Genomic DNA, 22,535 nt, shown 5'->3' on the forward strand with positions numbered 1-22,535 from the left:
CGTTTGCGCCGCGGTCGCCGGAGGAGGGTTTGCGCGCGCCGCGCGCTTCTTCTTCCTGGCGCCGCTGGTAGCCGGCGGGATCCTTCTGGCGCTCGACGTTTTCCCGGGTGCGCTCGATCTGGGCGACCAGGCGCGCGCGGGCGCCGGTGCGGGTGCGCTTGGGCGCGTCTTCGGCATGGGCGTCGCGCGCCGTTTTCTTGATCGTCAGCGTCTTGCGCGGACGGCCCTGTTCATCAGAGGACATACGAATCCTGGCGAATGTGCAAAGGTAGGGGTATCAGAAGGGTTTGACGACGACCAGCGCCACCACCACCAAGAGCAGCAAGACGGGAACTTCGTTGAACCAGCGATAGAACTTGTGTGAACGGGTGTTCTTGCCCTGTTCGAATTTACGCAGCATGACGCCACAGGCGTGATGGTAGCCGATGACGAGCAGGACGAAAAAGAGCTTGGCGTGCATCCAGCCGTTGCCCGGTCCCACGCCGATGCGGTAGCCCAGGTACAGCCACATGCCGAACACGACCGCCACGATGGCCAGGATGGTGGTGAACCGGTACAGGCGGCGGGCCATGCCCAGCAGCGTGGCCTGGACGGCCCCGTCCGACTGCTGTGCCAGATTCACGAAAATGCGCGGCAAATAGAACAATCCGGCAAACCAGGAGGCGATGAAGACAATATGGAAGGTCTTGACCCAGAGCATGGCCATGGCGCGATCCGATCGAGGAAAGCCGCATTGTAAGCTGCGGGCCGTCCTGGTCCGGGCGCGGCAAAGGGCGCCCGCGTACGGGCGCGAGCCCCTTCAAACCACGGCGGATCCGGACGCGCGTCAGATCACGTAAAGATCCACGTATTCGTGGACCGGCATGGCTTCGAGCGTCTTCTGGTCCAGCGAGGCGCCCAGGATGCGTTGCTGCTGTCGCGCCGGAAAGACGCGGGCCAGATTGGTGCGGAACTTGGCTTCCAGGAGCGGAATGCCGTCGGCGCGGCGGCGCTTGTGGCCGATGGGGTATTCGCAGACCACTTCATCCAGCGCGGAGCCGTCCTTGAATTCGACGGTCAGCGCGTTGGCGATCGAACGCTTGGCGGGGTTGTGATAGTCGCTGGTGTAGGCAGGATCCTCGACGCAGACGATCTTGTCGCGCAGTGCGTCGATCCGCGGGTCCCGCGCGACGTCGTCCTCATAGTCGCCCGCGGTGAGGCGGCCGAACAGCAGCGGCACGGCCACCATGTACTGGATGCAGTGGTCGCGGTCGGCGGGGTTGTCCAGCGGGCCCTTCTTGTCGATGATGCGGATGCACGCCTCATGGGTGCGGATGGTGATCTTCTTGATGTCGTCCGCGCTCTTGCTCAGCGCCTTGAGCTGGCCGTGGATCTGCATGGCGCATTCCACCGCCGTCTGGGCATGGAATTCCGCGGGGAACGAGATCTTGAACAGCACGTTTTCCATCACGTAGCTGCCGTAGGGGCGCTGGAACTTGAACGGCTGGCCCTTGAAGAGCACGTCGTAGAAGCCCCAGGTCTTGGCGGTAAGCACCGACGGATAGCCCATTTCGCCAGTCCCCGCGATGAGCGCCAGGCGCACCGCGCGGCTGGTGGCGTCGCCGGCGGCCCAGCTCTTGCGGCTGCCGGTGTTGGGGGCATGGCGGTAGGTGCGCAGGCTCTGGCCGTCGACCCAGGCCAGCGACACGGCGTTGATCACTTCGTCCCGCGACAGGCCCAGCATCTGCGCGACGACGGCGGTGGACGCCACCTTGACCAGCACCACGTGGTCCAGGCCCACCTTGTTGAAGGAGTTCTCCAGGGCGATGCAGCCCTGGATTTCGTGCGCCTTGACCATGCCGGTCAGCACGTCGCGCATGGTCAGCGGTGGCTTGCCCGCGGCGACCGCCGTGCGCGACAGCCAGTCGGCCGTGGCCAGGATGCCGCCCAGGTTGTCGGAGGGATGGCCCCATTCGGCCGCCAGCCAGGTGTCGTTGAAGTCCAGCCAGCGGATCATGGCGCCGATGTTGAAGGCCGCCTGCACCGGGTCGAGCTGGAACTGCGTGCCGGGCACCTTGGCGCCGTTGGGCACCACGGTGCCCGGCACGACCGGGCCCAGCAATTTTCTGCACGCCGGATATTCCAGCGCTTCCAGGCCGCAGCCCAGCGTGTCGATCAAGCAGTTGCGTGCGGTCTCGTACGCAAGATCGCTGCTGATTTCATAGGTCAGGACGTAGTCCGCGATATCGGCCAGGACCTGGTCGGGATCGGGACGCACGTTCGAGATCGGGGCAGACATAGCAGTACCTCTTTGGAGAGTGAATACAGGTGGCCATGCCGTGCCCTCGATCCCGTCTTACTTGCGCTTGTCGATGGGCACGAACTTCTGGTCTTCCGGGCCCACGTAGTTGGCGGTGGGACGGATGATCTTGTTGTCGATGCGCTGCTCGATGATATGGGCGGACCAGCCGGCCGTGCGCGCAATGACGAACAGCGGGGTGAACATGGCGGTGGGCACGCCCATCATGTGGTAGCTGACGGCCGAGAACCAGTCCAGGTTGGGGAACATCTTCTTGACGTCCCACATGACGGTTTCCAGGCGTTCGGCGATGTCGAACATTTTGGTGGTGCCGGCCTTCTTGGACAGCTTCTTGGCCACTTCCTTGATGACCTTGTTGCGCGGGTCGGAGACCGTGTAGACCGGGTGGCCGAAGCCGATGATGACTTCCTTGGCTTCCACGCGGCGGCGGATGTCGGCCTCGGCCTCGTCCGGCGTCTCGTAGCGCTTCTGGACTTCGAACGCGACTTCGTTGGCGCCGCCATGCTTGGGGCCGCGCAGCGCGCCGATGGCGCCGGAGATGGACGAGAACATGTCCGACCCCGTGCCGGCGATGACGCGCGCCGTGAACGTGGACGCGTTGAATTCGTGTTCGGCGTACAGGTTCAGGGAGATGTGCATCGCCTTGACCCATTCGTCGCTGGGCTTTTCGCCGTGCAACAGATGCAGGAAATGGCCGCCGATGCTGTCGTCGTCGGTCTGGACGTCGATGACACGGCCGTTGTGGCTGAAGTGGTACCAGTACAGCAGGGCGGAGCCCAGGTTGGCCATCAGGCGATCGGCGATGTCGCGCGCGCCCGGGGTGTTGTGGTCGTCTTTTTCAGGCAGGACGCAGCCCAGCACCGACACGGCCGTGCGCATCACGTCCATCGGGTGGCTGGCGGCGGGCAGGGCTTCCAGGGCAACCTGCAGCTGCGCGGGCAGGCCGCGCAGGCTGCGCAGCTTTTCCTTGTAGGCCTTGAGTTCGGCTTTGTTGGGCAGCTTGCCATGGACGAGCAAGTGGGCGATTTCCTCGAATTCGCTGGTATGGGCGATGTCCAGGATGTCGTAGCCGCGGTAGTGCAGGTCGTTGCCGCTGCGGCCAACGGTACACAGCGCGGTGTTGCCCGCGACCACGCCGGACAGCGCGACCGACTTCTTGGGCTTGAAACCGGCCTTTTCTTCCGGCTTGGCGTCCGATTTGGCTTCTTGCTTCTTGGGAGCCGTGCTCATGTCTCTACTCCTTTCCTTACGCGATGGAAGATGCAATGGGGGGCGGGCGATGCCGCGGGTTTGCCGCGGCGCCGCCGGGACGTTCCGGGGTCAGGCCTTGCCCTTCTGGAAGAGCGCGTCCAGCCTGGATTCGAATTCGTGGTAACCGATGCGGTCGTACAGTTCTTCGCGCGTCTGCATCAGGTCGACCACGTTCTTCTGGTGGCCGTCGCGGCGGATGGCCGTGTAGACGGCTTCGGCGGCCTTGTTCATGGCGCGGAAGGCGGACAGCGGGTAGAGCACCATGCCCACGCCCACGCTCTTTAGCTCTTCCACCGAGAACAGCGGCGTCTTGCCGAATTCGGTGATGTTGGCCAGCACCGGCACCTTGACCGCTTTGACGAAGCGGTCGTAGGTCGGCAGGTCGTAGGCGGCTTCGGCGAAGATCGCGTCGGCGCCGGCTTCCACGCAGGCCAGCGCGCGTTCGATGGCGGCATCCACGCCGTGCGAGGCGATCGCGTCCGTGCGGGCGATCAGGTAGAAGTCGCTGTCGGTGCGGGCGTCGGCCGCGGCCTTCACGCGGTCGGCCATTTCCTCGGTCGTGACGATTTCCTTGCCGGGGCGGTGGCCGCAGCGCTTGGCGCCGACCTGGTCTTCGATGTGGCAGGCGGCCGCGCCGAACTTGATCAGGCTCTTGACGGTGCGGGCGATGTTGAACGCCGACGGCCCGAAACCGGTGTCGATGTCGACCAGGAGCGGCACATCGCACACGTCGGTGATGCGACGCACGTCGGTCAGGACGTCGTCCATGGTGTTGATGCCCAGGTCCGGCAGGCCCAGCGAGCCGGCCGCGACGCCGCCGCCGGACAGGTAGATGGCGCGGTAGCCGGCGCGCTTGGCCAGCAGGGCGTGATTGGCATTGATGGCGCCGATGATCTGCAGCGGATGCTCTTCGGCGAGCGCGCGGCGGAAAAGGGCGCCGGGCGATTCGGGTCTGGACATGGTTGTCTCCTGTTCTTGGTAGCCCACGACCTTAGCGTGGGTCCGAAAAATAAATCTGTCCCCTGCGCGACAATCGCTTCCGCCCGGGCAAAGAGACAGGTTTATGGTCCGGTCTTGCGTATTTCCGGCATTGCTTAAGGATTGGGCCCGCATGAACGGGCCCAATCCTTTTACTGCAAGCTGCTTACTTCAGCAGGTCCTTGACGCCGTCGCGCTCTTCGAGGAGCTCTTTCAGCGTGAAGTCCAGGCGCTCGCGCGAGAAGGCGTCGATTTCCAGGCCTTCGATGCGCTTGTATTCGCCGTTTTCGGTCGTGACCGGCACGCCGTAGATGATGCCTTCGGGGATGCCGTAGGAGCCGTCCGACGGGATGCCCATCGTGACCCACTTGCCGTTGCTGCCCAGGACCCAGTCACGGACGTGGTCGATGGCGGCGTTGGCGGCCGAAGCGGCCGAGGACAGGCCACGGGCTTCGATGATGGCGGCGCCGCGCTTGCCCACGGTGGGGATGAACGTGTCGCGGTTCCAGGCGTCGTCGTTGATCAGCTTGGAGAGCGATTCGCCGCCGACGGTGGCGAAGCGGTAGTCGGGGTACATGGTGGGCGAGTGGTTGCCCCACACGACCAGCTTTTCGATGTCGGCGACGGCCTTGCCAGACTTGGCGGCCAGTTGCGACAGGGCGCGGTTGTGGTCCAGGCGCAGCATGGCGGTGAAGTTCTTGGCCGGCAGGTCCGGCGCCGACTTCATGGCGATGTAGGCGTTGGTGTTGGCGGGGTTGCCGACGACCAGGACCTTGACGTTGCGGCTGGCGACGTCGTTCAGGGCCTTGCCCTGGGCCGTGAAGATCTGGGCGTTGACCGACAGCAGGTCCTTGCGTTCCATGCCGGGGCCACGGGGGCGGGCGCCGACCAGCAGGGCCACGTCGGCGTCCTTGAAGGCGGTGCGCGGGTCGCTGTGCGCGGTGACTTCCTGCAGCAGCGGGAAGGCGCAGTCATCCAGTTCCATGATGACGCCCTTCAGGGCCTTTTGCGCTTTCTCGTCGGGGATTTCCAGCAGTTGCAGGATGACGGGTTGATCTTTACCCAGCATTTCGCCCGAGGCGATGCGGAATAGCAGTGCGTAACCGATTTGGCCGGCGGCGCCGGTGACGGCGACACGCAAGGCAGGCTTGGACATGGACGTTCTCCGTAATGGTTTGGCGAGAAAAAATCTCACCAATCAGTGTAATCGTTGGGCGCGGGAATCAGCGCGGCCGCGGCCGCCCTGCGCGTCGCGCGGGCAGCTTTGAATCCTAGATCGAATTAACGTATGCGTCAATTGCTCTTCTATCTTATATAAGACATAAGACGTTGGACAGCTCGCCTCCCGATATGCCACAATAGAGCGTTTATTCGAATGCGCCGCGGCCCCGCTTGGCCGTGCGCCTGTAACAAGCCAGAAGACCGGCCGCAGCAGCGCATTACGGATGGGATTGCATCCTTTGCGCGGCTTTCCCATTTCTCCGGATAAACATGACACTTTCAAGAAGATCCATGGCAGAGCCCCGGCCCGAAACCTCCTTACGCACTCGCGCCGCCCGTCCCACGGGCGAGGGGGCCGCTTTCAGTCCGCTCTACCGCCAGATCAAGGATCTGCTTGTTCAAAGCCTCGAACGCGGCGAATGGAAGCCCGGCGAGCTCATCCCCAGCGAAATCGATCTGGCCGCCCGTTTCCAGGTGAGCCAGGGCACGGTGCGCAAGGCGGTCGATGAGCTGGCGGCCGAGCACATGCTGCTGCGCCGCCAGGGCAAGGGCACCTTTGTCGCCACCCACCACGAAGCCCGCGTGCGCTACCGTTTCCTGCGCCTGGCCCCCGACGAAGAGGGCGAGGCCGGCCGCGCGGAAAGCCGCATCCTGGAATGCCGTCGCATGCGCGCCCCAGCCGAGATCGCGCGCGCGCTGGACCTGCGGGCCGGCGAAACCGTCGTGATGATCCGCCGCCTGCTGTCCATGGGGCAGACGCCCACCGTGCTGGACGACATCTGGCTGCCCGGCTCCATATTTCGTGGCCTCACCCTCGAGCTGCTGACCGCCAACAAGGCGCCGCTCTATGGCCTGTTTGAATCCGAGTTCGGCGTCAGCATGGTGCGCGCGGACGAGAAGCTGCGCGCGGTCGCCGCGCCGGCCGAAGTCTGTACGCTGCTTAATGTTGCCGCCGGAGCGCCGTTGTTGCAGGTAGACCGGGTGTCTTACACATACGGTGACCGCCCCATGGAAATCCGCCGGGGGTTGTACTTGACCGATCGATACCACTACCGCAATAGTCTGAATTGATGAGCTTTTTACCTACGATTTGATACCAACCCATTCTCTGGGCGAAAATACCGTGTTTGCCCGCAAGGGCCCGGCATTTTTGCCGTAACGATTCCCTAGTTCCGAAACACCGAGGCCGTCATGTCCGACACCGCTGCCAAGCCACGTCCGCAGTTTCGCAATATTGGTATTGCGCAACTTGCCAGTTACCGCCTGCCCCTGGCCGGCAAGCTGTCCATTCTGCACCGCGTCAGCGGCGCGCTGCTGTTCCTCTGTCTTCCCTTGGTCATCCTGCCGTTGTTCGCGGCCAGCGTGGCCGCGCCCCAGACGTTCGCAGCCGTGGCGGCGTACGCCGGCAATCCGATCGTCAAGCTTGTCTTCCTGGTCCTGGTCTGGGGCTACCTGCATCACTTCTGTGCGGGGATCCGGTACCTGCTGCTGGATCTGCATATCGGCATCGACAAGCTGTCGGCCAAGAAGAGCGCCGGCGTGGTGTTCGGCGTCAGCCTCGCGCTGACCCTGGTGTTTGCTCTCAAACTGTTCGGAGTGCTGTAAATGGCCGCCGCTAAAAACTACGGACCCAAGCGCCTGGTCGTCGGCGCCCATTATGGCGTCATGGACTTCATCATCCAGCGCATCACCGCCGTCATCATGGCCGTGTACACGCTGGTGCTGCTCATCGGCATCCTGATGATGCCGGCCTTCACGTACGAGCACTGGACCGCGCTGTTCAACTTCTACGTGGGCGTTCTTCCGGTTGGCCAGATCCTGGCCACCCTTGCATTCATTGCGCTGGCCTGGCATGCCTGGATTGGCGTGCGCGACATCTGGATGGACTACGTCAAGTCGGTGGGCGTGCGCCTGCTGATGCAAGTGCTGACGATCCTCTGGCTGGTCGGTTCGGTCGTTTACTTCGCGCAAATCCTCTGGAGCATTTAAGCCGTGGTCTCTGTCCTGAAATCCTTGCCGCGCCGCCAGTTTGATGTGGTGGTCGTGGGCGCCGGCGGAGCCGGCATGCGTTGTTCGCTGCAACTGTCCCAAGCGGGCCTGTCGGTTGCGGTGCTCTCCAAAGTGTTCCCCACGCGTTCGCACACCGTTGCCGCTCAAGGGGGCGTGAGCGCCTCGCTGGGCAACATGAGCGAAGACAACTGGTACTGGCACATGTACGACACCGTCAAGGGTTCGGACTGGCTGGGCGACCAGGACGCCATCGAATTCATGTGCCGTGAAGCGCCGAACGCCGTGTACGAGCTCGAGCACTTCGGCATGCCGTTCGACCGCAACCCCGACGGCACGATCTATCAGCGTCCGTTCGGCGGCCACACCGCCAACTTCGGCGAAAAGCCGGTCCAGCGCGCCTGTGCCGCCGCCGACCGCACCGGCCACGCGCTGCTGCACACCCTGTACCAGCGCAACGTCGCCGCGCGCACCCAGTTCTTCGTCGAATGGATGGCGCTGGACCTGCTGCGCAACGAAGCCGGCGACGTCGTGGGCGTGACCGCCCTCGAAATGGAAACGGGCGAAATCTACATCCTGGAAGCCAAGACCACGGTGCTGGCCACCGGCGGCGCGGGCCGCATCTGGGCCGCTTCCACCAACGCCTTCATCAACACCGGCGACGGCCTGGGCATGGCTGCCCGCGCGGGCATCCCGCTGCAGGACATGGAATTCTGGCAGTTCCACCCGACCGGCGTGGCCGGCGCGGGCGTGCTGATCACGGAAGGCGTGCGCGGCGAAGGCGGCATCCTGCTGAACAAGGATGGCGAGCGCTTCATGGAGCGCTATGCGCCCACGCTGAAGGACCTGGCCCCGCGCGACTTCGTGTCGCGCTCGATGGACCAGGAAATCAAGGAAGGTCGCGGCTGCGGTCCCGACGGCAGCTACGTGGTCCTCAAGCTTGATCACCTGGGCGCCGACGTCATCAACAAGCGCCTGCCCTCGATCCGCGAAATCGCCATCAAGTTCGGCAACGTGGACCCGATCAAGGAACCGATCCCCGTCGTTCCGACCATCCACTACCAGATGGGCGGCATTCCGGCCAACTACCACGGCCAGGTGCTGTCGCGTGAAAACGGCGAGAACAAGATCGTCAACGGCCTGTACGCCATCGGCGAATGCGCCGCAGTGTCGGTCCACGGCGCGAACCGCCTGGGCACGAACTCGCTGCTGGACCTGATCGTGTTCGGCCGCGCCACCGGCAACCACATCGTGAATTCGCACCCGGAGCGCCAGCACGCGCACCAGGACCTGCCGAAGCAGGCGGTCGAATTCTCGCTGGACCGCGTGAACAAGCTGGAATCGCGCACCTCGGGCGAAAAAACGCAGGATATCGGCAACGCCATCCGCTTCTCGATGCAGCGCCACTGCGGCGTGTTCCGCACGCTGGAACTGCTGAACGAAGGCGTGACCCAGATCGAAGACCTGGCCAAGCAAGCCGACAATATCTACTTCAAGGACAAGTCCAAGGTGTTCAACACCGCCCGCGTCGAGGCGCTGGAGCTGGCGAACATGACGGAAGTGGCACGCGCCACCATCAAGTCGGCCGCCGCCCGCACCGAAAGCCGCGGCGCGCATGCACTGGACGACCACCCGACCCGCGACGACGAGAACTGGCTGAAGCACACGCTGTGGTACTCCGAAGGCAGCCGCCTGGATTACAAGCCTGTTCAGATGAAGCCGCTGACGGTCGAGTCCTTCCCGCCCAAGGCGCGTACCTTCTAAGTCCGGATTGAGCCTACTATGAGCAACAAGAGAATCGTCAAGTTCGAAATCTACCGCTACGATCCGGACAAGGACGAGCGTCCCTACATGCAGAAGCTGGACGTCGAACTCCAGCCCACCGACAAGATGCTGCTTGATGCGCTGGTGCGCATCAAGAACGACGTCGATGACAGCCTGGCCCTGCGCCGTTCGTGCCGTGAAGGCGTGTGCGGTTCCGACGCCATGAACATCAACGGCAAGAACGGCCTGGCCTGCACCACCAACCTGCGCGAACTCAAGGAACCCATCGTCCTGCGTCCGCTGCCTGGCCTGCCGGTCATCCGCGACCTGATCGTGGACATGACGCACTTCTTCAACCAGTACCACTCGATCCGTCCGTACCTCATCAACGACACGCCGCCGCCCGAGAAAGAGCGCCTGCAGTCGCCCGAGGCGCGCGAAGAGCTCGATGGCCTGTACGAGTGCATCCTGTGCGCGTGCTGTTCCACTTCCTGCCCGTCGTTCTGGTGGAATCCGGACAAGTTCGTCGGCCCGGCCGGCCTGCTGCAAGCCTACCGCTTCATCGCCGACAGCCGCGACGAAGCTACCGGCGACCGTCTGGACAACCTGGAAGATCCGTACCGCCTGTTCCGTTGCCACACCATCATGAATTGCGTCGACGTCTGTCCCAAGGGGCTGAACCCGACCAAGGCGATCGGCAAGATCAAGGAACTGATGGTCCGCCGCACGGTCTAGTTTGAAGTAGATTTTTTGATTATCGGCCCGAAAGCTCTTTTGCCGCCGGGCCGCCCCAAGGCAAAAATGTCCCCTCGGGGGGCAGCAAGCCCGCGTAGCGGGTGCGGCGTGGGGGCATTACGTTAAGGTGTCACGATGAGCAGGCTAACTGAACTGGAGCGGGCGCGACTGCGTTGGCGGGCGCGCCGCGGCCTGCTCGAAAACGACTTGATCATCACCCGGTATCTGGACGCTTACGAGGCTGAACTTACCGATGATGATGTGGCCGCATTGACCCAGCTTTTCGAGATGGGAGACAACGATCTTCTCGATTTGCTGCTGGCTCGTAAGGAACTCGAAGGCGAACTGGACACGCCCAGGCTTCGGGGCATTATTGGCCAGATGCGCGCGCTCTGATTAATTGAGAGGAATAAACATGAACCTGTCTGACAAAAAAGCCACTCTGTCCTTCTCGGACGGCAGCGCACCCATTGAGTTCCCTGTCTACAAGGGCACGGTCGGTCCGGATGTGATCGACATCCGCAAGCTGTATGGTCAGACGGGCATGTTCACGTTTGATCCCGGCTTCATGTCCACGGCTGCCTGCGAATCGGGCATCACGTACATCGACGGCGACAAGGGCGAGCTGCTGTACCGCGGCTTCCCCATCGAGCAGCTGGCCGTCAATTGCGACTTCATGGACATTTGCTACCTGATCCTGAACGGCGAACTGCCGAACCAGGAACAGAAGGCCGATTTCGACTCGCAAGTGACCCATCACACGATGGTCAACGAGCAACTGCATTTCTTCCTGCGCGGCTTCCGCCGCGATGCGCACCCGATGGCCGTCCTGACGGGCCTGGTCGGCGCGTTGTCCGCGTTCTATCACGACTCGACCGACATCACGAACCCGCAGCATCGCCACATCTCGGCGATCCGCCTGATCGCCAAGATGCCGACGCTGGTCGCGATGGCGTACAAGTACTCGCAAGGCCAGCCGTTCATCTATCCGCAGAATGACCTGTCCTACACGGGCAACTTCCTGCGCATGATGTTCGCCACGCCGTGCGAAGACTACGAGGTCAATGAAGTCGTCGAGCGCGCGCTGGACCGCATCTTCATCCTGCACGCCGATCACGAGCAAAACGCCTCCACCTCGACCGTGCGCCTGTGCGGTTCGTCGGGCACCAACCCGTTCGCCGCCATCTCGGCCGGCGTGGCTTGCCTGTGGGGCCCGGCTCACGGCGGCGCCAACGAAGCTTGCCTGCAGATGCTGGAAGAACTGCAAGCCAATGGCGGCATCGCCAAGGTCGGCGAGTTCATGGAGAAGGTCAAGGACAAGAACTCGGGCGTGCGCCTGATGGGCTTTGGCCACCGCGTCTACAAGAACTACGACCCGCGCGCCAAGCTGATGCAGGAAACCTGCAAGGAAGTTCTGGCTGCCCTGGGCCTGGAAAATGACCCGCTGTTCAAGCTGGCCATGGAACTGGAACGCATCGCCCTGTCGGATCCGTACTTCGTGCAGCGCAAGCTGTACCCGAACGTGGACTTCTACTCGGGTATCGTCCAGCGCGCCATCGGCATCCCGACCTCGCTGTTCACGGCCATCTTTGCGCTGGCCCGCACGGTGGGCTGGATCGCCCAGTGGAACGAAATGCTGTCGGATCCCGATTACAAGATCGGCCGTCCGCGCCAGCTGTTCACCGGTTCGGTCACGCGCGACGTGCCCCCGATGGACAAGCGCTGATCCGCTGTTCGCGCTTCAGCAGGAAAAACCGCCTTCGGGCGGTTTTTTTTCGTCCGCGATTTTGCGGATATCATCCGTCCCATGATTCCGATAGCACTGCCTTCCGCCGGCTTTTTCATTTTTCTGTCCGTTGGCTTCTTTGCCGGCCTGCTGCTGCTGGGCTGGGCGGTGGTTCTGGCGATCAGCGGCAGCGCTCGCCGCACGGTGCGCAAGTACTGGAAGACCTCCACCTTGCTGCTCCTGGTGCTCGCGGCGCCGTTCAGTTTCTATGTCTGGGTCCAGGCAGTGATGTGGCAGATCGAGAAAGAAAGCGGCCGCAGGGAGGCGGCGCGCAATGTCACGCTGGCGCAGGCGACTGCGGTGAGCGGCGTGACCATGCCCGCCGGCACGCGCCTGACGCTGCAGGACGAAGGCAAACTGGACACCTATGTCGAAGCCGACTTCCCGCAAGCGGTGAACATCCAGGGCGTGGAGGCGACGTCAGCGCGGCGCTACCTGGACACCGAGTACGACAAGGAGACCTACGTCACCCTGGGCCGGCATCCGCGCACGGTGATCCTGCGTGGGGCGGGCGAGCAGGTGGTTCAGGGGTGGCGTTGCGATGCCGGGCAGGACATCGAGTTCGATGTGGAGCCCGATGGCGCCATGAAGACGTTGACCCAATGCGTCCTGGCGCAGGGCAACCAGGCCGCGGGCCTGGCCATTGCGCGCGGCGCTGTTCTGCGTGGGTCGAGCGGCACCGTCTACACCGACGGCTCGCGCGATCCCGACCGCTGGTGGATCGAGATCAAGGACGACACGGCCGTACAGGTGTTTGGGTTGTTCCTGAGCAAGCCGCGGATCTACCTGGATGACGCGCGCAAGCTGGTGCGCGTCACCGATGCGGAACTGGCGTGCCCGACGGAATTCGGCGGGCTGCGCTACGCCCCCGGCACGCAATTCAAGACCGCAGGGCGCGGGTCTGGCGACGCGCGGGATCCGTACCCCGGCATTTTGGTCTTCAGTCCGTGGAACGGCCAGGCGGCCAGCCGGCCAGGCTTGGAGGACGTGCCCGAGGGCATGTCCGTGATGCAGACGCTGCAGGGCCAGGTCGTCGATATCGTGAAGAACGAAGCGGCGGGCGTGTTCCGCTTCGCGACCATCATCGTCGACGACGAGCAACCGACAACACCGGCCCGCGCCCGCTGTCCGTAGCGGGCCCTGCTAGAAGCCGATGCCGCGCGCCATCAGCACGGCGAAGAGCGGCAGGAAGATGAACAGGTGCGACGCGATCATCACCCAGCGCCGCGCCCGCTTGATCTCGGGCAGGGCGGGGACGAAGCCCGGCTGCTGGCGAGACTGTTTGGCCCAGCGCAGGAAGGTCAGCGTGGGCGGAATCGAACAGAGCGCGATGACGACGAACAGCGTGATCTTGGCGTGGAACCAGGGGTTGCCCATGTAGAACGCCGCGCCTTTGGCGCCCAGCATCAGGCGCAGCACGCCGGTGACCAGCACCAGGATCGCGCTGACCCCGTACAGGCGGTCGTAGATGACCAGGCGCTTTACGCTGGCGGCCGTCAGGTCGGGGCGCAGCAGCACGGCTTCGGCGGTCAGCACCACCACCAGTACGAAGATGGCCAGGTAGTGGAACCAGGCATACATTGCATCGGCCAGCATGACGTCTCCAGAGCAAAGGAAAAGCTAGGTTGTACCATCGCCGCGCGTCAGCGGGCCAGGGCAACAGCAAAGCGGCCTGATAGCAAAAAAACGGGCGCCCCGCAGGGCGCCCGTGGTCTGTCAGCGAGACGCTGCGATCAGCGGCGGCGCTTCTTGGCTTCTTCCGCGGCTTCCTGCTGCGCATCCACCACGGCCAGGGCCGTCATGTTGACGATGCGACGCACGGTGGCGCTGGTGGTCAGGATGTGCACGGGGCGGGCTGCGCCCAGCAGGATCGGCCCCATCGCGACGCCATTGCTGCCGGTCATCTTCAGCATGTTGTACGTGATATTGCCGGTGTCCAGGTTGGGCATGACCAGCAGGTTGGCCGGACCCTTGAGCGTGCTGTCCGGGTAGGCCAGGACACGGATCTTTTCCGACAGGGCGGCGTCGGCGTGCATTTCGCCGTCGACTTCCAGGTCAGGCGCGCGATCCTGCACGATCTGGCGCGCGGCCGACATCTTGCGCGACGATTCCGTGACGCGGCTGCCGAAGTTGGAGTGCGACAGCAGGGCGATCTTGGGCACCACGCCAAAACGCAGCATTTCGTCCGCGGCCTGGATGGTGATGCTGGCGACTTCCTCGGCCGTGGGGTTTTCGTTGACGTGCGTGTCGGTGACGAACAGCGTCTGGTCGGGCAGCATCAGCACGTTCAGGGCGGCGTACGTCTGGCCTTCCTTCTTGCCGATGATTTCGTCGATGTACTTGAGCTGGTTGTCGTACTTGCTGGCCACGCCGCACAGCAGCGCGTCGGCATCGCCACGGTGCAGCAGCATCGCGCCGATCAGCGTGTTGTGCTTGCGGATCATCGCCTTGGCGATGGCCGGCGTGACGCCTTCGCGGCCCTTCAGCTGGTAATACGCGTTCCAGGTTTCGTTGAAGCGGCTGTCGTCTTCGGGATCCACGATCTCGAAGTGCTCGCCGGCGATGAGGCGCAGGCCCGCCTTCTGGATGCGCATCTCGATGACGGCCGGACGGCCGATCAGGATCGGGAACGCCAGCTTTTCGTCGGCCACCGTCTGCACGGCGCGCAGGACGCGTTCGTCTTCGCCGTCGGCGTAGATGACGCGCTTGGGCGCCTTCTTGGCCTGGGCGAACAGCGGACGCATCAGCTGGCCGGAGTGGTACACGAAGCCCATGAGCTTCTGGCGGTAGGCTTCGATGTCTTCGATCGGGCGGGCGGCGACGCCGGAGTCGGCGGCGGCCTGGGCCACGGCCGGGGCGATCTGGACGATCAGGCGCGGGTCGAAGGGCTTGGGAATGATGTAGTCCGGACCGAACGACAGTTCCTGGCCGGCGTAGGCGCGGGCCACTTCGTCGTTCTGTTCGGCCTGGGCCAGGTCGGCGATGGCCTTGACGCACGCCAGCTTCATCTCTTCGGTGATGCGCGAGGCGCCGGCATCCATGGCGCCGCGGAAGATGAAGGGGAAGCACAGCACGTTGTTGACCTGGTTCGGGTAGTCCGAACGGCCGGTGGCGATGATGCAGTCGGGGCGGGCGGCCTTGGCGACTTCGGGGCGGATCTCGGGTTCCGGGTTGGCCAGGGCCAGGATCAGCGGGCGGTCGGCCATGGTCTTGACCATGTCGCCCGTCAGCACGCCGGCGGTGGAGCAGCCCAGGAACACGTCGGCGCCGTTGACCACGTCGGCCAGCGTGCGCGCGTCGGTCTTCTGCGCGTAGCGCTTCTTGTTGGCTTCCATGTTTTCATCGCGGCCGTCCCAGATGACGCCACGCGAGTCCACCACGTAGATGTTCTCGCGCTTGATGCCCAGGTGCACCAGCAGGTCCAGGCAGGCGATGGCGGCGGCGCCGGCGCCCGAGCAGGCCAGCTTGACCGAGCCGATGTCCTTGTTCACGACCTTCAGGCCGTTCAGGATGGCGGCGGACGAAATGATCGCGGTGCCGTGCTGGTCGTCGTGGAAGACGGGGATCTTCATGCGCTCGCGCAGCTTCTTCTCGATGTAGAAGCATTCGGGCGCCTTGATGTCTTCAAGGTTGACGCCGCCCAGCGTGGGCTCGAGCGCGGCGATGATGTCGACCAGCTTGTCCGGGTCGTTTTCGGCCAGTTCGATGTCGAACACGTCGATGCCGGCGAACTTCTTGAAGAGGCAACCCTTGCCTTCCATCACGGGCTTGGCGGCCAGGGGGCCGATGTTGCCCAGACCCAGCACGGCGGTGCCGTTGGTGATCACGCCGACCAGGTTGCCACGCGAGGTGTACTTGGATGCCGCGTCGTCGCCCTGGTCGAAAATGGCCATGCAAGCCGCAGCCACGCCGGGGGAGTAGGCCAGGGACAGGTCGTCCTGGTTGGCCAGGGTCTTGGTCGGGGTGACCGAGATTTTGCCGGGGGTGGGATAGGCGTGGTAATCCAACGCCAATTTGGTGAGAGTTTCGTCCATGGGATCGGGGCCTGGTAGGCGCTAACTGAAAAAGAAACAGGGATGCAAAAGGCGGGCTCGCGGCCCGCCGTATTCTTTGCGAAATGCTTGGGGAACACCCGTATTTCACCAGAAAGCGCGGGCGCTTGGTTGCTGCACTGCAGCGAGCGTTCGCTTTTGATCAAAAAAAGCGTGCGCCGCGTCAGCCGAAGAGCGGATGGCACATCGGCTGATGCCCCGGGTCGGGACCAGGCTTTTGGCCTGGAGGGGCCCTAGATCTCCCAGGGCGGCGTCAGGCGGCTGCCAGCGTTCAGTTTCTGGCGCAGCGCGCGGACATCGTCCCGCCGGTCCAGGCTGTCCAGCGCATACAGGACGATCCAGTCCGCGCTGACCTCGAAGAAGTCGCGCAGCTGGGCCCGCGTGTCGCTGCGCCCGAAGCCGTCCGTGCCGAGCGTGCGGTAGGGCGCGGGCACCCAGGCGCGGATCTGTTCGGGCACGGCGCGCACGTAGTCGCTGGCGGCGATCACCGGCGCGTTGCTGGCGCCCAGGCAGGCGCGGACCCAGTCCTCGTTGTCAGCGGCGTCCAGCCCCAGCACCCGTGCGCGTTCGGCCTGGCGCCCGCCGCGGGCCAGCTCGGAGAAGCTGGTGACGCTCCAGACCTCGGCCTGGATGCCGTAGTCGTCGCGCAGGCGTGCGGCGGCCGTCTCGGCCTCGCGCAGCATGGGGCCGGCGCCGAGCAGGCGCACCTGGGCGTCTCCGTTGGCCGGCCGCAGCCGGTACAGGCCGCGCAGGATGCCTTCGCGCACGGCCGGATCCGCCGGCATGGCGGGCTGCGCAAGGTTTTCGTTGGTGACGGTCAGGTAGAAGAATTCGTCGCGCTGCTCGTCCAGCATGCGGCGCATGCCGTGCTCGACAATGACCGCGACTTCGAACGCATAGGCCGGGTCATAGGCGCGGCAGTTGGGCACGGCGGCGGCCATGACGTGGCTGGAGCCGTCCTGGTGCTGCAGGCCTTCGCCGCCCAGCGTCGTGCGGCCGGAGGTCGCTCCGATGAGAAAGCCGCGCGTGCGCTGGTCGGCGGCGGCCCAGATCAGGTCGCCGATGCGCTGGAACCCGAACATCGAGTAGTAGATGTAGAAGGGCAGCATGGGCAGGCCGTTGACCGAGTAGCTGGTGCCGGCCGCCGTCCACGACGAGATGGCCCCCGCCTCGGTGATGCCTTCTTCCAGGATCTGGCCGTCGCGGGCTTCGCGGTAGTACAGCACCGAGCCGATGTCCTCGGGCTCGTAGAGCTGACCCTGCGCGGAATAGATCCCGATCTGCCGGAACAGGTTGGCCATGCCGAAAGTGCGCGCCTCGTCCGCCACGATGGGCACGATGCGCGGCCCCACGGTCGCGTCCTTGAGCAACGCGGTGAGCATGCGCACGATCGCCATGGTGGACGACATCTCTTTGCCGTCGGCGGCCAGGGCGAAGCGCGCCCATTGCTCGGCGTCGGGCGGCGACAGGCGCGGGGCCTCGGCGTTGCGCCGGGGGATGTGGCCGCCCAGCGCGGCGCGGCGCGCCTGCAGGTGGCGCATTTCCGCGCTGTCCTCGGCGGGGCGGTAGAACTTCAGCGCCAGGCAGTCGGCGTCCGAGATCGGCAGCGCGAACCGGTCGCGGAAGGCCAGCAGCGCCTCGTCGTCCAGCTTTTTCTGCTGGTGCGTGGTCATCTTGCCCTGGCCCGCCGCGCCCATGCCGAAGCCCTTTTTGGTCTGCGCCAGGATCACGGTGGGCTGGCCGCGGTGCCGGGCGGCACGGTGATAGGCGGCGTGGATCTTCACCATGTCGTGGCCGCCGCGGTGCAGGCGGTCGATGGCCTCGTCGGACCAGTCGGCCACCAGGGCGGCCAGCTCCGGGTTCTGGTTGAAGAAATGCGCGCGGTTGAAGGCGCCGTCGTTCGCGGCGAAGGTCTGGAACTGGCCGTCCACGGTATTGGCGAAGGCGCGGGCCAGCGCGCCGCCGGTGTCGCGGCGCAGCAGGGCGTCCCAGTCGCTGCCCCAGACCAGCTTGATGACGTTCCAGCCGGCGCCCGCGTACAGCGTTTCCAGTTCGTCGATGATGCGGCCATTGCCGCGCACCGGCCCGTCGAGCCGCTGCAGATTGCAGTTGACGACGAAAATCAGGTTGTCGAGTTTTTCGCGGGCGGCCAGCGTCAGGGCGGCGATGGATTCGGGCTCGTCCATTTCGCCGTCGCCGAAGATGCCCCAGACCTTGCGGTCCGCCTGGGGGACCAGCGAGCGATGCTCGAGATAGCGCATGAAGCGCGCCTGGTAGATCGCGTTGATCGGCCCGATGCCCATGGATCCGGTGGGGAACTGCCAGAAGTCGGGCATCAGCCACGGATGCGGGTAAGAGGACAGGCCGCGCAGGCCGCGCCCGGTCGCGGTGATTTCCTGGCGGAAGTGCGCCAGGTCTTCTTCGCCCAGGAAGCCTTCAAGAAAGGCGCGGGCGTAGACGCCGGGCGCCGAATGCGGCTGCATGTAGACGATGTCGCCGGGATTGTCCGGCGTGCGTGCGTGGAAGAAGTGGTTGAAGCCGACTTCGAACAGGTCGGCCGCCGACGCGTAGCTGGCGATATGGCCGCCCAGTTCGCCGTGCGCCTGGTTGGCGCGCACCACCATGGCCAGCGCGTTCCAGCGGTTGATGCGCGCGATGCGTTCCTCGACCGCGAGGTTGCCCGGGAAGGGCGGCTCATGGTCCGCGGGGATGGTGTTCAGGTACGCGGTGCGCGTCTGGCTGTTGGCGCGCAGGCCCAGCGAGGCGGCGTGTCCCAGCAGGCTGTCCAGCACATAGCCCGCGCGCGCGGCGCCGTCGGCCTGGACCAGCGACTGCAGGGCATCGCGCCATTCGGCGGTTTCGGCGGGATCGGCGTCGTCCTGGCGGGCCGGTCCGGGAAGTGGCTGGCGGGCGTCGAGCATGGTGGTGTCGTCTCCTGTTTTACCGATCATGCTAGACCCTTGCCCGTGGCATGAGTAATCAAAATCTTGGGCGATATCCCCGGGATTCAGCATAATCTGTTGTCAGGTTTTCACGCTGCGGCAGGTTCTACCGCGGAATCATGCTTACGGGTGGTGACCACTGGGTGGACGTCGAGGCGCTAGAATCCGCGGCTATCAAAGATAGGGAGAGATCCATGACCCAACCCATCCGCGTCCCCGCGGAGGTCACGCTTCCGGAACTGACGTTCCGCGGCGTCCTGCTCGGCGCGCTGATCACCGTCATCTTCACGGCGTCGAATGTCTTTCTGGGCCTGAAAGTCGGCCTGACGTTTTCCTCGGCCATTCCGGCCGCGGTGATCTCGATGTCGGTCCTGCGCATGTTCAAGGACGCCAACATCCTCGAGAACAACATGGTGCAGACGCAGGCGTCGGCCGCGGGCACGCTCTCCGCCATCATCTTCATCCTGCCGGCGCTGGTCATGATGGGCCACTGGCAGGGCTTTCCGTTCTGGCAGACGCTGGGCATCTGCGCGGCGGGCGGCATGTTGGGCGTGATGTTCACCATCCCGCTGCGCCATGTGATGGTGGTGCAGAGCGACCTGCCGTATCCCGAGGGCGTGGCCGCGGCCGAGATCCTGCGGGTGGGCAGCGCCGAGCGCGCGCAGGACGAGGCTGATGCCGGGGCGGGCACGCCGTCCAAGCCCGCCGCGACGGGCATGGGCGACATCGTCGCCGGTGGCGTCGCGGCGGCGGTGGTCAGCTTCGCCGCCAGCGGCCTGCGGGTGCTGGGCGACAGCGTCAGCGGCTGGTTCGCGCTGGGCGGCGCCGTGTTCCGGCTGCCGATGGGCTTTTCGCTGGCGCTTTTGGGCGCGGGCTATCTGATCGGCATCGTCGCGGGGCTGGCGATGCTGACCGGCCTGATCATTTCGTGGGGCATCGCGGTGCCGATCCTGACCGCCATGGGCGACATGCCCGCGGGCCTGTCGCTGGCGAAGTACGCCACGCAGTTGTGGTCGTCGCAGGTGCGCTTCATCGGCGCGGGCGTGATCGGCGTGGGTGCGATCTGGACGCTGGCCACGCTGTTCGTGCCGATGGCGCGCGGCGTGAAGGCCTCGTTTTCCGCGCTGACCAAGGCGGGCGCCGCCCGGGCCGGCAGCGCACCGCGCACCGAGCGCGATCTGTCGGCCGGCTGGATCTCGGTGGTGACGCTGGTGCTGGTGGCGATCCTGGTGATCACGTTCCAGGTCTTCCTGGCGGGCGCGCCGCTGTCGGCCGGCGCCATCTGGAAGCTGGTGGCCTATGCGGTGCTGTTCGCCTTCGTGTTCGGGTTTCTCGTGGCCGCCGCCTGCGGCTACATGGCGGGCCTGGTGGGCTCGTCGACCAGCCCGATTTCGGGCGTGGGCATCGTCGCCATCGTGCTGGTGTCCGTGCTGATGCTGGGCGTGGCCGGCGACCTGATGGCGGTGCAGAACGGCATGCAGATGACGATCGCGCTGGCGATCTTCAGTACGTCGGCCGTGGTGGCGGTGGCCTCCATTTCCAACGACAACCTGCAGGACTTGAAGACCGGCTGGCTGGTGGGCGCTACGCCCTGGCGCCAGCAGGTGGCGCTGCTGATCGGCTGCGTGGTCGGGGCCGCGGTGATCTCCCCGGTGCTGGAGCTGCTGTACAACGCCTACGGGTTCGCGGATGCGATGCCGCGCGAGGGCATGGATCCGGGGCAGGCCCTGTCCGCGCCGCAGGCGACGCTGATGCTCGCGATCGCGCGCGGCATCTTCACCCACCAGCTGAACTGGACCATGATCCTGATCGGCATGGCGGTGGGCGTCGCTCTGATCATCGTCGATGAAATCCTGAAGCGCACCTGCCGCGTCGCGCGCATCCCGGTGCTGGCGGTGGGCATCGGCATCTACTTGCCGCCGACGGTGGCCGCACCCATCGTGGCGGGCGCGCTGCTGGCCTGGTTGCTGGAAGGGGCCTTGCGCCGCCGCGCGGACGCCGCCGGCCAGCCCTACGAGCGGTACGCCGAGGCGGCCAACCGGCGCGGCGTGCTGATCGCGTCCGGCCTGATCGTGGGCGAGAGCCTGGTGGGCGTGCTGATGGCCGCCATCATCGGCGCGTCGGGCAGCGAAGCGCCGCTGGCCCTGGCGGGCGCGGGCTTCGAGACGACGGCTTCCTACCTGGGGCTTGCCGTCTTCGTGATGGTGGCCGTGCTGTTCTGGCGCCGGGTGATGAAACTGGCGTAGCGTCAGGCCGGCGAGCCTCAATCGGACCGAAGCAGGTCGGCCAGGGTGCGCGCGATGACCTTGGTGGCGCGGCGCAGGTCTTCCAGCACGACCCGTTCGTCGCTGCGCTTGGCGTGCGATTCCAGCACGGTGCGCGGACCGGCGCCATAGATCACGCCGGGTATGCCGGCCTCGGCGTACAGGCGCACGTCGGTGTACAGCGGCGTGCCCATGGCGGGGATGGGTTCGCCGAACACGTCCTGCCCGTGCTGCTGGATGGCCTGCACCAGCGGCTGGCCGCCGGGCAGGGGGCGCATCGAATTGGCCAGCAGCAGGCGCTTGATGTCGACGCCAATGCCTGGCGCGGCGGCCGCCGCCTCCTGGATGATGCGCCGGATGTCGGCCTCGACTTCAGCGGCGTTTTCCTCGGGGATCATGCGCCGGTCCAGCTTGAAACTCACCTTGCCGGGCACCACGTTCGTGTTGGTGCCGCCTTCGATGCGGCCCACGTTCAGGTACGGGTGCGAAATGCCCGGGACCTGGGAGGAGATCGCCCGGTACTTCGCGTTCTGCGCATACAGGGCGTTCAGGATCCCGACGGCGCCCTGCAGCGCGTCCACGCCGCTGCTGGGGATGGCCGCGTGGGCCATCTTGCCGTGCACCGTCACTTCCATCTGCAGGCAGCCGTTGTGCGCCGTGACGACTTCATAGCTGAAGCCCGCCGCGATCATCAGGTCCGGCCGGGTCAGGCCCTGCTTGAGGAGCCAGCCGGGCCCCAGCAAGCCGCCGAACTCCTCGTCGTAGGTGAAGTGCAGTTCGACCGCGCCACGGGCCGGCCTGGCGACCGCTTCCAGCGCGCGCACGGCAAACGTGAAACTGGCGAAATCGCTCTTGCTGACGGCGGCGGCGCGGCCGTACAGGCTGCCGTCGTCGATCTCGGCGCCATAGGGATCGTGCGTCCAGCCGTCGCCCGGCGGCACCACGTCGCCATGGGCGTTGAGCGCGATGCGGCGGCCGCCGCCGCCGTACTCGCGGCGCACGATGAGGTTGGTGATGGATTGCATCCCGTAGGCTTGCACGTCCGCGGCGGGCACGGGATGCGCCTCGGCCTGCAGGCCGAAGCCTTGCAGCAGCTCCGCGGTGCGGGCGGCGTGGGGCGCGTTGTTGCCGGGCGGCGTGTCGGTGGGCACGCGCACCAGTTCCTGCAGGAAGCGGACTTCTTCGTCGAAGTGGGCATCAACCCAGGCGTCGAGTCGGGCGTAATCGGTCATGGCG

Annotated in this window: 18 protein-coding genes and 1 pseudogene; 9 read left to right on the plus strand and 10 right to left on the minus strand. The window is 65.4% G+C overall.

What is annotated here, in order from left to right:
• The 6 genes and pseudogenes from ABE485_RS24575 to ABE485_RS24600 form a co-directional block, all read right to left on the minus strand.
• Positions 1 to 244 (minus strand): annotated as a pseudogene (locus ABE485_RS24575) (DNA methyltransferase); the annotation flags it as partial.
• Between the two features lie 33 nt (positions 245 to 277).
• Complete coding sequence (locus ABE485_RS24580; RefSeq protein ID WP_346517860.1) at positions 278 to 706, minus strand: CopD family protein; 429 nt, start codon at positions 704 to 706, stop codon at positions 278 to 280.
• A 120-nt stretch (positions 707 to 826) separates the two neighbouring features.
• Positions 827 to 2,278, minus strand: a complete 1,452-nt coding sequence (locus tag ABE485_RS24585; RefSeq protein WP_346517861.1) for a bifunctional 2-methylcitrate dehydratase/aconitate hydratase — start codon at positions 2,276 to 2,278, stop codon at positions 827 to 829.
• Between the two features lie 57 nt (positions 2,279 to 2,335).
• Complete coding sequence (prpC, locus tag ABE485_RS24590; RefSeq protein ID WP_346517862.1) at positions 2,336 to 3,529, minus strand: bifunctional 2-methylcitrate synthase/citrate synthase; 1,194 nt, start codon at positions 3,527 to 3,529, stop codon at positions 2,336 to 2,338.
• A gap of 90 nt (positions 3,530 to 3,619) precedes the next feature.
• Positions 3,620 to 4,510 carry a methylisocitrate lyase gene (gene prpB / locus ABE485_RS24595; protein ID WP_076519442.1) on the minus strand — a complete coding sequence of 297 codons (891 nt, stop codon included), beginning with the start codon at positions 4,508 to 4,510 and terminating at the stop codon, positions 3,620 to 3,622.
• Positions 4,511 to 4,694: 184 nt separating this feature from the next.
• Complete coding sequence (locus tag ABE485_RS24600; RefSeq protein WP_013392305.1) at positions 4,695 to 5,684, minus strand: malate dehydrogenase; 990 nt, start codon at positions 5,682 to 5,684, stop codon at positions 4,695 to 4,697.
• A gap of 356 nt (positions 5,685 to 6,040) precedes the next feature.
• Between ABE485_RS24600 and ABE485_RS24605 the strand changes: the two genes are divergently transcribed.
• From ABE485_RS24605 to ABE485_RS24640, 8 genes are all read left to right on the plus strand, one after another.
• Complete coding sequence (locus tag ABE485_RS24605) at positions 6,041 to 6,820, plus strand: GntR family transcriptional regulator (protein WP_346517863.1); 780 nt, start codon at positions 6,041 to 6,043, stop codon at positions 6,818 to 6,820.
• Between the two features lie 120 nt (positions 6,821 to 6,940).
• A complete protein-coding gene (sdhC, locus tag ABE485_RS24610; RefSeq protein ID WP_008161845.1) occupies positions 6,941 to 7,354 on the plus strand; it encodes a succinate dehydrogenase, cytochrome b556 subunit in 414 nt (137 codons plus the stop codon).
• Positions 7,355 to 7,738, plus strand: a complete 384-nt coding sequence (sdhD, locus tag ABE485_RS24615) for a succinate dehydrogenase, hydrophobic membrane anchor protein (protein WP_008161843.1) — start codon at positions 7,355 to 7,357, stop codon at positions 7,736 to 7,738. It abuts the gene before it with no gap.
• A 3-nt stretch (positions 7,739 to 7,741) separates the two neighbouring features.
• The gene (gene sdhA, locus ABE485_RS24620) at positions 7,742 to 9,520 is read left to right on the plus strand and encodes a succinate dehydrogenase flavoprotein subunit (RefSeq protein ID WP_346517864.1); all 1,779 of its coding nucleotides are present in this window, start codon (positions 7,742 to 7,744) and stop codon (positions 9,518 to 9,520) included.
• An 18-nt stretch (positions 9,521 to 9,538) separates the two neighbouring features.
• Positions 9,539 to 10,255 (plus strand): succinate dehydrogenase iron-sulfur subunit, encoded by a 717-nt coding sequence (locus ABE485_RS24625; RefSeq protein ID WP_105237846.1) that lies wholly within the window; start codon positions 9,539 to 9,541, stop codon positions 10,253 to 10,255.
• A gap of 135 nt (positions 10,256 to 10,390) precedes the next feature.
• A complete protein-coding gene (locus tag ABE485_RS24630; RefSeq protein WP_046802661.1) occupies positions 10,391 to 10,651 on the plus strand; it encodes a succinate dehydrogenase assembly factor 2 in 261 nt (86 codons plus the stop codon).
• A gap of 19 nt (positions 10,652 to 10,670) precedes the next feature.
• Positions 10,671 to 11,981, plus strand: a complete 1,311-nt coding sequence (locus tag ABE485_RS24635; protein ID WP_346517865.1) for a citrate synthase — start codon at positions 10,671 to 10,673, stop codon at positions 11,979 to 11,981.
• Between the two features lie 81 nt (positions 11,982 to 12,062).
• Positions 12,063 to 13,175 carry a hypothetical protein gene (locus ABE485_RS24640; protein ID WP_346517866.1) on the plus strand — a complete coding sequence of 371 codons (1,113 nt, stop codon included), beginning with the start codon at positions 12,063 to 12,065 and terminating at the stop codon, positions 13,173 to 13,175.
• Between the two features lie 9 nt (positions 13,176 to 13,184).
• Here ABE485_RS24640 and ABE485_RS24645 read toward each other — a convergent pair whose 3' ends face one another.
• The 3 genes from ABE485_RS24645 to mdeB form a co-directional block, all read right to left on the minus strand.
• Complete coding sequence (locus ABE485_RS24645) at positions 13,185 to 13,637, minus strand: DUF2214 family protein (RefSeq protein WP_346517867.1); 453 nt, start codon at positions 13,635 to 13,637, stop codon at positions 13,185 to 13,187.
• 137 nt (positions 13,638 to 13,774) lie between these two features.
• Entirely contained in the window at positions 13,775 to 16,075 is a 2,301-nt protein-coding gene (locus ABE485_RS24650; protein ID WP_346517868.1) for an NADP-dependent malic enzyme, read from the minus strand.
• A gap of 251 nt (positions 16,076 to 16,326) precedes the next feature.
• Positions 16,327 to 19,014: an alpha-ketoglutarate dehydrogenase gene (gene mdeB, locus ABE485_RS24655; RefSeq protein WP_346517887.1), complete on the minus strand. Its 2,688-nt coding sequence runs from the start codon at positions 19,012 to 19,014 to the stop codon at positions 16,327 to 16,329.
• Between the two features lie 215 nt (positions 19,015 to 19,229).
• On the opposite strand from mdeB, the gene ABE485_RS24660 reads away from it, so the two are divergent.
• Positions 19,230 to 21,281, plus strand: coding sequence for an OPT family oligopeptide transporter (locus ABE485_RS24660; protein WP_346517869.1), 2,052 nt, complete (start codon positions 19,230 to 19,232; stop codon positions 21,279 to 21,281).
• 17 nt (positions 21,282 to 21,298) lie between these two features.
• Here the strand turns inward: ABE485_RS24660 and ABE485_RS24665 are convergent, their stop codons facing one another.
• Positions 21,299 to 22,531 carry a M20 family metallopeptidase gene (locus ABE485_RS24665; RefSeq protein ID WP_346517870.1) on the minus strand — a complete coding sequence of 411 codons (1,233 nt, stop codon included), beginning with the start codon at positions 22,529 to 22,531 and terminating at the stop codon, positions 21,299 to 21,301.
• Positions 22,532 to 22,535 lie beyond the last annotated feature (4 nt).

The sequence above is a fragment of the Achromobacter spanius genome (assembly GCF_039673305.1).
Lineage (GTDB): Bacteria > Pseudomonadota > Gammaproteobacteria > Burkholderiales > Burkholderiaceae_B > Achromobacter > Achromobacter spanius_F.

What these genes read in the sequence shown, in the direction of transcription:
- ABE485_RS24580 (WP_346517860.1), bottom strand. Translation starts at nt 706, where the DNA reads ATGGCCATGCTCTGGGTCAAGACCTTCCATATTGTCTTCATCGCCTCC.
- ABE485_RS24660 (WP_346517869.1), top strand. Translation starts at nt 19,230, where the DNA reads ATGACCCAACCCATCCGCGTCCCCGCGGAGGTCACGCTTCCGGAACTG.
- ABE485_RS24650 (WP_346517868.1), bottom strand. Translation starts at nt 16,075, where the DNA reads ATGGACGAAACTCTCACCAAATTGGCGTTGGATTACCACGCCTATCCC.
- sdhD (WP_008161843.1), top strand. Translation starts at nt 7,355, where the DNA reads ATGGCCGCCGCTAAAAACTACGGACCCAAGCGCCTGGTCGTCGGCGCC.
- ABE485_RS24625 (WP_105237846.1), top strand. Translation starts at nt 9,539, where the DNA reads ATGAGCAACAAGAGAATCGTCAAGTTCGAAATCTACCGCTACGATCCG.
- ABE485_RS24585 (WP_346517861.1), bottom strand. Translation starts at nt 2,278, where the DNA reads ATGTCTGCCCCGATCTCGAACGTGCGTCCCGATCCCGACCAGGTCCTG.
- mdeB (WP_346517887.1), bottom strand. Translation starts at nt 19,014, where the DNA reads ATGCTCGACGCCCGCCAGCCACTTCCCGGACCGGCCCGCCAGGACGAC.
- ABE485_RS24635 (WP_346517865.1), top strand. Translation starts at nt 10,671, where the DNA reads ATGAACCTGTCTGACAAAAAAGCCACTCTGTCCTTCTCGGACGGCAGC.
- prpB (WP_076519442.1), bottom strand. Translation starts at nt 4,510, where the DNA reads ATGTCCAGACCCGAATCGCCCGGCGCCCTTTTCCGCCGCGCGCTCGCC.
- ABE485_RS24665 (WP_346517870.1), bottom strand. Translation starts at nt 22,531, where the DNA reads ATGACCGATTACGCCCGACTCGACGCCTGGGTTGATGCCCACTTCGAC.
- ABE485_RS24645 (WP_346517867.1), bottom strand. Translation starts at nt 13,637, where the DNA reads ATGCTGGCCGATGCAATGTATGCCTGGTTCCACTACCTGGCCATCTTC.
- ABE485_RS24630 (WP_046802661.1), top strand. Translation starts at nt 10,391, where the DNA reads ATGAGCAGGCTAACTGAACTGGAGCGGGCGCGACTGCGTTGGCGGGCG.
- prpC (WP_346517862.1), bottom strand. Translation starts at nt 3,529, where the DNA reads ATGAGCACGGCTCCCAAGAAGCAAGAAGCCAAATCGGACGCCAAGCCG.
- ABE485_RS24600 (WP_013392305.1), bottom strand. Translation starts at nt 5,684, where the DNA reads ATGTCCAAGCCTGCCTTGCGTGTCGCCGTCACCGGCGCCGCCGGCCAA.
- ABE485_RS24640 (WP_346517866.1), top strand. Translation starts at nt 12,063, where the DNA reads ATGATTCCGATAGCACTGCCTTCCGCCGGCTTTTTCATTTTTCTGTCC.
- ABE485_RS24605 (WP_346517863.1), top strand. Translation starts at nt 6,041, where the DNA reads ATGGCAGAGCCCCGGCCCGAAACCTCCTTACGCACTCGCGCCGCCCGT.
- sdhC (WP_008161845.1), top strand. Translation starts at nt 6,941, where the DNA reads ATGTCCGACACCGCTGCCAAGCCACGTCCGCAGTTTCGCAATATTGGT.